We start from the raw sequence: 8,819 nt of genomic DNA, 5'->3' as shown, positions 1-8,819 counted from the left end.
CGAGGTCGACCGGGGCGCGGCTCGCGCCGAAGGCGGCGAGCGCCTCGGCAAGGTCCTCCAGCCGCCAGGGCTCGGCGAGCCGGAACGGCGCCTTGAGCGTCGCGTGGAAGCCGTAGCGGCGCGGCTCGGCCGTGAGGGCGGCGAGCTCCTCCCCGGAGAGGTCCGGCAGCCGCGGCTGCGCCGTCGCCGCGCCGGTCTCGACATCCCGGCCGAGCCAGCCGGCGGCCGCCCGCGCGAGCGGGTGGTCGGGAGGAGGCACGAAATAGATCGCCGTCCGCATGCCGGTCAGATTACGAGCTTGCGCAGCTGCTGCGACAGGAGATCGACGAGGGTGACGGTGATCACGACGATGATGAGGATGGCCGCGGTCTCGCCGTAGTAGAACCCGCGGATCGATTCGAAAAGCACCTGGCCGATGCCGCCGGCGCCGACGAGGCCGAGCACGGTCGCCGAGCGGACGTTCGATTCGAAGCGGTAGAGCGTGAACGACACCCAGAGCGGCAGGACCTGCGGGATCACGCCGTAGACGATCTCCTGGAGCCGCGTCGCGCCGGTCGCGCGGATGCCCTCGACGGGCCGCGGGTCGATGGCCTCGACGGCCTCGGAGAAGAGCTTGGCGAGAATGCCGGTCGTGTGGACGAAGAGCGCCATCACGCCGGCGAACGGGCCGAGGCCGACGGCGACGACGAAGAGCACGGCGAAGACGAGCTCGTTAATCGCGCGGAAGGCGTCCATCAGCCGCCGGACGGGCTGGCAGATCCACCACGGCACCATGTTGCTGGCCGAGAGGATGCCGAAGGGGACCGAGGCGGCGACCGCGAGGAGCGTGCCCCAGATCGCGATCTGGACGGTCAGGATCACCTCCCCGACGTAATAGTCGAGATCGGCGAATTTCGGCTGCAGGAAGCCGCGGGCATATTCGGCCATGTTGCCCGCGTCGGTGAAGAGATTGACGAACCGGAAGACCTCGGCCGGTTCGTAGCTCCAGGCGAGCGCGGCGAAGAGCCCGCCCCAGACCAGCCAGTTGAAGGCGGTTCTGCCCCAGTCGCGCGGGGGGAGCACGACGGCGGCGGTCGATGACGTGTCTTGCATGGTGGGGTCGGGGTGCTGCGGCGGCGCGGTGCGCGCCGCCGCGCCGTCCTGCTGGCGTCAGGCCTGCGGGATCTTGGCCATCAGGCCTTCATACTTGGCCTTCTCGGCCTTGAGCGTCTCGAGCTGCGCGCTCTTGTCCTCGGCCGACAGCTTGTCGTCCGCCTCGACCTGGAACATCTGCTTGGTGATCTCCATGATCCGGATCGGATAGAGCTGCGCGTCGGAAGAGGGCCGGAACGGCGCCCACTGCAGGCCGGCGAGCACCTTCCGCGCCGCCTCGACCTCCTCCGGCGTGCCCTGTCGGCCGTAGCTCATGAAGAAGCTCATGAGCTTCTCCTTGGTCTCGTCGTCGAGCTTCTTGTTCCAGACGATCGGATCGGACGGGATCAGCGGCGACTGCCAGATCACCTTCACCTTCTTGGCGGCTTCCGGATTGGTCTTCTCGAGCCGGCGCAGGTTCTCGGTGTTGTTGGTGGCGACGTCGACCTGCTTGTTGGCGACCGCCATCAGGTTCGTCTCGTGGTTGGCGTTCCGCACCGTCTTGAAGCAGGTCTTCGGGTCGACGCCGTTCTTGGCGAAGACGAAGGTCGTCGGGACCAGGAAGCCGGAGGTGGAATTCGGGTCGCCGATGCCGAAGTCGAGCGACTTGTCGCACTTCAGGACGTCGTCGAGCGAGGAAAGCGGGCTGTCGACATTGGCGAGGAGCAGCGACCAGTAGCCGGGATTGCCTTCCGAATCGACCGACTGCGCGAAGATCTCGCCGTCGGCCCGGTCGACCGCTTCCATCGCCGACTTGTTGCCGAACCACGCGACGTCGACCTTGCCGAAGCGCATGCCCTCGATGACGCCGGCATAGTCGGAGGCGAAGAAGGCGTTCACCTTCATGCCGGTCTTCGTGGACATCGCGTCCAGGAAGGGAATCCAGATGCCCTTCAGGTTCTGCTGCGATTCGGTCGAGATGATGCCGAAGTTCAGCTCCTTGGTCTCGGCGGCGGCGCTGCCGGCCGTCAGCGCGACGGCGAGGCCCGCCGCGGCGAGACCCCTGGCGAATGCGTTCATGGTCTTCTCCTCTAGCTTCCCGCCCCCTGGCGGAATTCAGGTCGTGGCCAGCGCCTGCGCCATCGGCACGGCGACGGGCCGCGGCCGCTTCTGCGCGGCCGGGGTGCCGGCAAGCACGAGCTCTTCGCTCGCCTCGCCGTAGATCTCGCGGAGGAAGGCGTCGGTGAGCACTTCGGACGGGCCGTCATAGACGATCTCGCCGGCGCGCAGCGCGATCGTGCGCGGGCAGAAGAGCCGGGCGTAGTCCACCTGATGGAGCGAGACGATCACGGTGATCCCGTCCACGCGGTTGATGTCGGCGAGCGCCTCCATCACGCGCTTCGCCGAAGCCGGGTCGAGCGAGGCGATCGGCTCGTCCGCGATCAGGAGCTTCGCGCCCTGCACCAGCGCGCGGGCGATCGCCGCCCGCTGCTGCTGGCCGCCGGAGAGGGTGGAGGCGCGGCGGCGCGCCGTCTCGGCGATCCCGACCCGCATGAGGGCGCGGACCGCGGTCTCCTGCTCGCTTCGCGCGAACCAGCCGAGCGTGCCGCGCCAGGCGGGGACGCGCCCCAGGCAGCCGATGAGGACGTTGGTCAGGACCGGCAGGCGGCCGATCAGGTTGAACTGCTGGAACACCACGCCGATGTGGCGGCGGATCGCGCGCGCCTCGGGCGAAAGCTTCCCGCCCTGCTGCATCACCCGGCCTTCAACGGTGATGCGGCCGTTCCCGCCGTTTCCGCGTTCGAGGCCCGCGATGTGGCGGATGAGCGTCGACTTGCCCGACCCGGAGGCACCGATCAGCGCCACCATCTCTCCCGGCTCGACCGTGAAGCCGATTTCGGAAAGCGCGTACGTCCTGCCGAATCGTTTCGAGAGGCGTTCGACTGAGAGAGCGGGCATGGACCTCACCTGCCCGGTGCCGGGCACTTGCTTCAGGACGTGCCTAGCAGTCGCTCTTGTCGGCTCGATTGCGGATTCATGACGATTGCGAGTCGGCGAGGAAGCCTGCGTCCGGCCGGGCAAATCCCTGCGAAGGCACGCGGTTTTCGTACTTCTCGATGAACGCCTCGACCGGAAGATGACGAAAGTCCTGCAGCGCGCCGCGGAGCGCTTCATGCGGCCAGTCCCACCATGCGAGCCGTTCCAGCCGGCCGGCGACGCCGACCGGGAAGCGCCGCTTGATCGGCCGGGCGGGGACGCCGGCGGCGATCTCGTAGGCGCCCACCTCGCGGGTGACGACCGCGCCCGCCGCGATCACCGCGCCGGTGCCGATCCTGACGCCGGGCAGGATGATGGCGCCGTGCCCGATCCAGACGTCCGGCCCGATCCTGACGGCGTTCACGCGCCGCCACGCGAAGAGCTCGGCGTCGAAGTCGGCGTCGGGAAAGTAGTCGGCCGACCTGTAGGTGAAGTGGTGCTGGCTCGCGCGCCAGGTCGGGTGGTTCGTCGCGTTGATCCGCACGTTCGCCGCGATCGAGCAGAACTTGCCGATCTCGGCGAAGACGACCTGGCCGTCCTCCATGATGTAGCTGTAGTCGCCGAAGCTGGTGTCGCTGAGCTGCGTGCGCTCGCCGATCTCGGTGTAGCGGCCGAGCGTGGAGTCCTTCACCTTCGCGCTTTCCGCGACGATGGGCTCCGGTCCGAGGCGTGGCGCGCTCATGCCGCCGCCCTCGGCGCGAAGGCCGCGACGTCGATCACGCGGTCCGCCACCGCCTCGCGCACCTCCGCGTCGTGGAAGATGCCGAGGAAGCTCGTCCCGTTCCGCTTGCCCTCGCGGATGAGCCCGACGACCACGTCGCGGTTGGCCGCGTCGAGCGAGGCCGTCGGCTCGTCGAGGAGAAGGAGCGGGTGCCCGGCCGCGAAGCCGCGCGCGATGTTCACGCGCTGCTGCTCGCCGCCCGAAAAGGTGGCCGGCGGCAGGTTCCAGAGCCGTTCGGGGAGGTTGAGGCGCGCGAGCAGCGCATCGGCGCGCACCAGCGCGGCGCTCCGCTCCAGCCCGCGCGCGACGAGCGGCTCGGCGACGATCTCGCGCGCCGGCACGCGCGGCACGACGCGCAGGAACTGGCTCACATAGCCGACGCTCTCCTTCCGGATCGCCAGCACCTCGCGCGGCGCGGCGCGCGCGAGGTCGACGGCGGCGCCCCGGTGGAGAACGCGGATCGCGCCGTCCTCCACCCCGTAGCTGCCGTAGACCATCTTCAGGATCGAGCTCTTGCCCGCTCCGGAGGGGCCGCCGAGTGCGATGCATTCGCCCGGCATGACGGCGAAGGAGACGTCCCGGACCACGGGCAGATGGATGCCGCCGCGCAGATGCATCGTGAAGCTCTTGGCGACGGATGCGAGTTCGAGCGCCGGGATCATGCGTCAGACCTGCAGGATCGAGGAGACGAGGAGCTGGGTGTAGGGATGGCGGGGGTCGTCGAGCACCCGGTCGGTGAGACCCTCCTCGACGACCGCGCCCTCCTTCATCACCATCATGCGGTGCGACAGGAGCCGCGCGACGGCGAGATCGTGCGTGACGACGAGTGCCGCCATGCCGAGATCGGCGACGAGCGCGCGGATTAGGTCGAGGAGCCTGGCCTGCACGGAGACGTCCAGGCCTCCGGTCGGCTCGTCCATGAAGACGAGGCGGGGCGCGGTGACGAGGTTGCGCGCGATCTGCAGGCGTTGCCGCATGCCGCCGGAGAAGCTTCTCGGATCGTCGTCGATGCGGTCCGCGGGCACCTCGACGCGCCTCAGCCAGCTCTCGGCGGTGCCGCGGATGCGGCCGTAATGGCGCTCGCCGACCGCCATCAGGCGCTCGCCCACATTGGCGCCCGCCGAGACCGTCATGCGCAGGCCGTCGGCCGGGTTCTGGTGCACGAAGCCCCAATCGGTGCGCATCAGGAAGCGCCGCTCCGCCTCGCCGAGGCGCGCGAGATCGCGGCTCTCGCCGTCCCGCATGCGGTAGCGGACGATGCCCGCCGTGAGAGGCAGCCGGCCGGCGAGACAGTTCAGCAGCGTGGTCTTCCCGGAGCCGGATTCGCCCACGATTGCGAGCACCTCGCCCGGCCAGAGCGCGAAGGAGACGTCCCGGCAGCCGATGCGTGCGCCGTAGAGGCGGGTGACGGCTTCGGCCCGGAGAAGCGGCGTGTCGTCCTCGCTCATGCCGTCGGCTCCAGTTCGACCCGGAAGCTGTAGCCGTGGCGCGTGAAGCCGATGCCCTCGTAGAAGGCGTGGGCGGCCTCGCGCCTGGCGTTCGACGAGAGCACCGCCTTGTAGCAGCCGCGGGCCCGGGCCTCCTCGATGGCGTGGGCCATCATGGCGCGGCCGATGCCCTCGCCCTGGCGGCCGGGCGCCACCGCGACGTCCTCGATGATGGCCGAGGGCGTGCCGAGATGGCCGATATTGTCCATCACCAGGAGGGCATAGGTTCCGACGATCGCCTCGCCGCCGGCGCCGTCCTCGACCGCCACGAAGAGGCGGTAGTCCGGATAGGCGGCGAAGCGCGCGAAGACCGCCTTCGCCGCCTCGAGCGGCAGGACGTTGCCGTTGTCGAGGGCGGGCTGGGCATAGAGCGCGAGCACGCCGGGAAGGTCCGCCTCGTCCGCCACGCGGATCGACGCCGTCACGACGTCGGCTCCATGGCTGCGGCCTTGGCGCCGCAATGGCCGGCCCGCCGGCGCTCCTCGCAGAAATCCGTGTCCGAGCATACGAAGAGCCGATTTCCCCGGTCGTCGAGGATCACCTCGTCGAGATAGGCGCCCGTCGCGCCGCAGAGCCCGCAGGGCTCTGCGAAGCGCTGCACCTCGAACGGATGGTCCTCGAAATCCAGGCTTTCCACCCGGGTATGCGGCGGAATCGCGTAGATCCGCTTCTCCCGCCCGGCGCCGAAGAGCTGCAGAGCCGGGCTGTCGCCGAGCTTCGGATTGTCGAATTTCGGGATCGGCGAAGGGTCCATCACGTAGCGGCCCTCGACCTTCACCGGATAGGCGTAGGTCGTCGCGATATGGCCGTGGCGCGCGATGTCCTCGTAGAGCTTCACGTGCATCAGGCCGTATTCCTCGAGCGCATGCATCGTCCGCGTCTCCGTCTCGCGCGGCTCCAGGAACCGGAGCGGCTCCGGGATCGGCACCTGGAAGACGAGGATCTGCCCCGCCTTCAGCGCGGTTTCGGGGATGCGGTGCCGGGTCTGGATGATGGTCGCATCGGCGGTCCGGGTCGTGGTGGCGACGCCGGCCGTCTTGGCGAAGAAGGCGCGGATCGAGACCGCGTTCGTCGTGTCGTCGGCGCCCTGGTCGATCACCTTCAGCACGTCGTCGGCGCCGATGATGGCGGCGGTCACCTGGACGCCGCCGGTGCCCCAGCCATAGGGCATCGGCATCTCGCGGCTGGCGAACGGCACCTGATAGCCCGGGATCGCCACCGCCTTCAGGATGGCGCGGCGGATCATCCGCTTCGTCTGCTCGTCGAGATAGGCGAAGTTGTAGGCGGCGGGGACGGCCGGCGCGCTCATTCGGCCGCCTCCCGCTCGTCGGACGCGTCGTCCGCCCGGCGTTCGTCGAACTCGGCGCGGAGCCGGCGCAGGAGCTCGAGCTCGGCCTGGAAGTCCACGTAATGCGGCAGCTTCAGATGTTCGACGAAGCCGGTCGCCTGCACGTTGTCGGCATGCGAGAGCACGAATTCCTCGTCCTGCGCGGGCGCGGTCAGGTCCTCGCCGAGCTCGCGGGCCCTCAGCGCCCGGTCGCAGAGTGCCATCGCCATCGCCTTCCGCTCGCAATGCCCGAAGACGAGGCCGTAGCCGCGGGTGAATTGCGGCGGGGCCTCGGCGCTGCCCCTGAACTGGTTCACCATCTGGCATTCCGTGACCTGGATCCGCCCGATCGCGACCGGGAAATCGAGGCCCGGAACCGCGATCTCAATCGCCACCTCGCCCAGTCGGATCTCCGCGGCGAAGGGATGGGTGCGCGCATAGCCGCGCTGCGTCGAATAGCCGAGCGCCAGCAGGAAGCCCTCGTCGCCGCGCGCGAGCGCCTGGAGCCGGAGATCGCGCCCGGCCGGGAAGGCGAGCGGCCCGCGCGTGAGGTCGCCCGGCGCCTCCTCGGTCGCTCCGCCATCCGGCTCGATGAGCCCGTCCCGTCCGAGGAGGTCGGTGACGCGGGGGATCGCCCGATCCTCCGGCGGGTCCGCCGTCTCGGCCGGCTCGGGCTCGCGGTCCTCCGCAAGGTCCGGGTCGAGCAGGCGGTGGGTGTAGTCGAATGTCGGGCCGAGCAGCTGGCCGCCCGGCAGGTCCTTGAAGGTGGCGGAGATCCGCCTCTCGACGAGCATCCGCGAGGTCTCGATCGGCAGGCTCGCGCCGAAGCGGGGAAGCGTCGTGCGATAGGCCCGGACGAGGAAGATCGCCTCGATCAGGTCGCCGCGCGCCTGCTTGATGGCGAGCGCCGCGAGCCGGCGGTCGTAGAGCGAGCCTTCCGACATCACGCGGTCGACGGCGAGCGTGAGCTGCTCGAGGATCTGGTCGACGGTGAGCGCCGGCACGCTGCGGTCGCCCCGCCGCCTCTCCGCAAGCAGCCGGTGCGCGTTGCGGATCGCGGTCTCGCCGCCCTTGACCGCTACGTACACGGGAGGTCTCCGGCATCGATCAGGCGGACGGCGCGCGGCAGAGCGGCGATCGCATCGGTTGCCGCAAGCACGATGTCGACGCCGCGCGGGAAGAGCGCGCGGTTGCCGCGGAGCTCCTCGGCGAAGCGGGCGGGCAGGGGATGCGGGCGAAGCTCCGCCGCGCGCGCGATGCCGGGGCCCGCAAGCACGAGGGGGAGCGGCCCGCCGAAGCCGTCGACCTGGAGGACGAGCGTGGTCGAGCGGTCGGGATATTCGTCGCTGCCGAGCCGGAATGCGGCAAGCGGCGGCATGCCCTCGGGATCGGCGATCGCGGCGAAGGCGGCTTCGGCGGGGTCGGAGACGATCGGCGCGCCGGTGTGGAAGCCGAGCCAGTCCGCAACCGCGCCCTGCGCCGAGAGCCGGGCGTCGAGGAAGACCGGCGTGTCCTCGTCGGCGAGCGTTGCGAGAACGGCGCCGGCGGCCGGATTGAGCGGCGGGGGAGGGCGCACGCCCTGCCCGAGCCGTGCCGTCGTTCCCGGCCGGGCCATCGCATCGAGGAGCGCGCGGAACACGGCCTGCGACTGCCGGCCCGGATCGGCGAAGCCGCCGCTCAGCGCATCGGGAGCCATCAATCCTCTCCCCGCACCATGGTGAAGAAGTTGACCCGCGTGGCGGCAGCCTTGCCGCGGAGCGCCGCGTCCTCCGCTTCCGCCCGCCTCGCCACCGGCTGAAGCAGGCTCTCCTCGACCCGGCGGCGATGGCGCGCGGACTGCCAGAGCGCGTCGAAGCGCGCGACGAGGAGCGCGCGGGCGCGGTCCCGGCCGAGCACGTTGCCGTAGCCGACCTCGCCCGTCGAGGCGCGCACGACGGCCCTCGTCACCGCGACCTCCCCGATGTTGAAGGCTCCGCCGCCGCCCCCGATACGGCCGCGCGCCATGACGAGGCCGAATTCCGGAGCGCGCACGACCTCCAAGTCCGGAGCGTCGTCGAGCGCCGCCCAGGCCGCATCGAGCTCGCCGGCGGTCGCGCGCGCGAGGATCGCCAAAGCGCCCTTCCGGTCCGGCCGCTCGTTCCGCGATTCTGATGCCATGCCGCCTGCACTTGTATAG

11 protein-coding genes and 1 pseudogene are annotated in these 8,819 nt (G+C 70.3%); all 12 read right to left on the bottom strand.

Annotated features, from left to right (window positions below; translation table 11 throughout):
* Positions 1-280: pseudogene (locus E4O86_RS14820) on the bottom strand (DUF1045 domain-containing protein); the annotation flags it as partial.
* 5 nt (positions 281-285) lie between these two features.
* Positions 286-1,092: a phosphonate ABC transporter, permease protein PhnE gene (gene phnE, locus E4O86_RS14815; RefSeq protein WP_161141331.1), complete on the bottom strand. Its 807-nt coding sequence runs from the start codon at positions 1,090-1,092 to the stop codon at positions 286-288.
* 57 nt (positions 1,093-1,149) lie between these two features.
* The gene (gene phnD, locus E4O86_RS14810) at positions 1,150-2,151 is read right to left on the bottom strand and encodes a phosphonate ABC transporter substrate-binding protein (protein ID WP_161141330.1); all 1,002 of its coding nucleotides are present in this window, start codon (positions 2,149-2,151) and stop codon (positions 1,150-1,152) included.
* A gap of 36 nt (positions 2,152-2,187) precedes the next feature.
* Complete coding sequence (gene phnC / locus E4O86_RS14805) at positions 2,188-3,030, bottom strand: phosphonate ABC transporter ATP-binding protein (RefSeq protein ID WP_161141329.1); 843 nt, start codon at positions 3,028-3,030, stop codon at positions 2,188-2,190.
* 76 nt (positions 3,031-3,106) lie between these two features.
* Positions 3,107-3,790: a DapH/DapD/GlmU-related protein gene (locus E4O86_RS14800; protein WP_161141328.1), complete on the bottom strand. Its 684-nt coding sequence runs from the start codon at positions 3,788-3,790 to the stop codon at positions 3,107-3,109.
* The gene (gene phnL, locus E4O86_RS14795; RefSeq protein WP_161141327.1) at positions 3,787-4,491 is read right to left on the bottom strand and encodes a phosphonate C-P lyase system protein PhnL; all 705 of its coding nucleotides are present in this window, start codon (positions 4,489-4,491) and stop codon (positions 3,787-3,789) included. The genes E4O86_RS14800 and phnL overlap by 4 nt, the downstream gene beginning before the upstream one ends.
* A 3-nt stretch (positions 4,492-4,494) precedes the next feature.
* Complete coding sequence (gene phnK / locus E4O86_RS14790) at positions 4,495-5,277, bottom strand: phosphonate C-P lyase system protein PhnK (protein WP_161141326.1); 783 nt, start codon at positions 5,275-5,277, stop codon at positions 4,495-4,497.
* Complete coding sequence (locus E4O86_RS14785) at positions 5,274-5,741, bottom strand: GNAT family N-acetyltransferase (protein WP_343039171.1); 468 nt, start codon at positions 5,739-5,741, stop codon at positions 5,274-5,276. Before E4O86_RS14785 ends, phnK begins: the two co-directional genes overlap by 4 nt.
* Complete coding sequence (locus E4O86_RS14780) at positions 5,738-6,625, bottom strand: alpha-D-ribose 1-methylphosphonate 5-phosphate C-P-lyase PhnJ (protein WP_161141324.1); 888 nt, start codon at positions 6,623-6,625, stop codon at positions 5,738-5,740. Before E4O86_RS14780 ends, E4O86_RS14785 begins: the two co-directional genes overlap by 4 nt.
* Complete coding sequence (locus tag E4O86_RS14775) at positions 6,622-7,731, bottom strand: carbon-phosphorus lyase complex subunit PhnI (RefSeq protein ID WP_161141323.1); 1,110 nt, start codon at positions 7,729-7,731, stop codon at positions 6,622-6,624. Before E4O86_RS14775 ends, E4O86_RS14780 begins: the two co-directional genes overlap by 4 nt.
* Positions 7,722-8,339, bottom strand: a complete 618-nt coding sequence (gene phnH / locus E4O86_RS14770) for a phosphonate C-P lyase system protein PhnH (RefSeq protein ID WP_161141322.1) — start codon at positions 8,337-8,339, stop codon at positions 7,722-7,724. Before phnH ends, E4O86_RS14775 begins: the two co-directional genes overlap by 10 nt.
* Positions 8,339-8,800, bottom strand: a complete 462-nt coding sequence (gene phnG, locus E4O86_RS14765; protein ID WP_161141321.1) for a phosphonate C-P lyase system protein PhnG — start codon at positions 8,798-8,800, stop codon at positions 8,339-8,341. The genes phnH and phnG overlap by 1 nt, the downstream gene beginning before the upstream one ends.
* Positions 8,801-8,819: the final 19 nt, after the last annotated feature.

Source organism: Propylenella binzhouense, from assembly GCF_009866965.1.
Lineage (GTDB): Bacteria > Pseudomonadota > Alphaproteobacteria > Rhizobiales > Afifellaceae > Propylenella > Propylenella binzhouense.
Note: the sequence above shows the minus strand (reverse complement) of the source record. Positions and strands in the feature narration are given on the sequence as shown.

What these genes read in the sequence shown, in the direction of transcription:
- phnE (WP_161141331.1), bottom strand. Translation starts at nt 1,092, where the DNA reads ATGCAAGACACGTCATCGACCGCCGCCGTCGTGCTCCCCCCGCGCGAC.
- phnD (WP_161141330.1), bottom strand. Translation starts at nt 2,151, where the DNA reads ATGAACGCATTCGCCAGGGGTCTCGCCGCGGCGGGCCTCGCCGTCGCG.
- phnC (WP_161141329.1), bottom strand. Translation starts at nt 3,030, where the DNA reads ATGCCCGCTCTCTCAGTCGAACGCCTCTCGAAACGATTCGGCAGGACG.
- E4O86_RS14800 (WP_161141328.1), bottom strand. Translation starts at nt 3,790, where the DNA reads ATGAGCGCGCCACGCCTCGGACCGGAGCCCATCGTCGCGGAAAGCGCG.
- phnL (WP_161141327.1), bottom strand. Translation starts at nt 4,491, where the DNA reads ATGATCCCGGCGCTCGAACTCGCATCCGTCGCCAAGAGCTTCACGATG.
- phnK (WP_161141326.1), bottom strand. Translation starts at nt 5,277, where the DNA reads ATGAGCGAGGACGACACGCCGCTTCTCCGGGCCGAAGCCGTCACCCGC.
- E4O86_RS14780 (WP_161141324.1), bottom strand. Translation starts at nt 6,625, where the DNA reads ATGAGCGCGCCGGCCGTCCCCGCCGCCTACAACTTCGCCTATCTCGAC.
- phnH (WP_161141322.1), bottom strand. Translation starts at nt 8,339, where the DNA reads ATGGCTCCCGATGCGCTGAGCGGCGGCTTCGCCGATCCGGGCCGGCAG.
- phnG (WP_161141321.1), bottom strand. Translation starts at nt 8,800, where the DNA reads ATGGCATCAGAATCGCGGAACGAGCGGCCGGACCGGAAGGGCGCTTTG.